This is a genomic window from Faecalibacterium sp. AF10-46 (assembly GCF_003604105.1).
Classification (GTDB): domain Bacteria; phylum Bacillota; class Clostridia; order Oscillospirales; family Ruminococcaceae; genus Faecalibacterium; species Faecalibacterium taiwanense.
Genome location: NZ_QVGY01000017.1, coordinates 19029 through 19309, shown reverse-complemented (window position 1 = coordinate 19309; position 281 = coordinate 19029). Strand labels below are relative to the sequence as shown.

1 pseudogene is annotated in these 281 nt (G+C 45.2%); it reads left to right on the top strand.

What is annotated here, in order from left to right:
- Window positions 1–74: 74 nt before the first annotated feature.
- Window positions 75–281, top strand: a pseudogene (locus DWV57_RS14850) (hypothetical protein); the annotation flags it as partial.

The following is a 281-nucleotide window of genomic DNA, read 5'->3' as shown; positions in this document are numbered from 1 at the left end:
TTGTAAATAATCGGCAGCATTTTTTGAACCAGCTTCTGAACGAAGAACTGTAATGCCGGGAAAGGACATTCCATATGAGTGATTCTACGTTGAAAGAACTTTGGCAGCAGGTCGCAGAAAAGAAGAACTGTGAAGCAAAGCAGAAAGAACTGACTGCCCAGAGAGATACGCTTGCTGATCGTCTGAAAAAGCTGGAAAAATCCAAGCTGGCAGAACAGGCTGATGTGGACCGTCTGGAGGGGCACAGCCTTGCCGCATTTTTCTATCAAGTGATTGGAAAA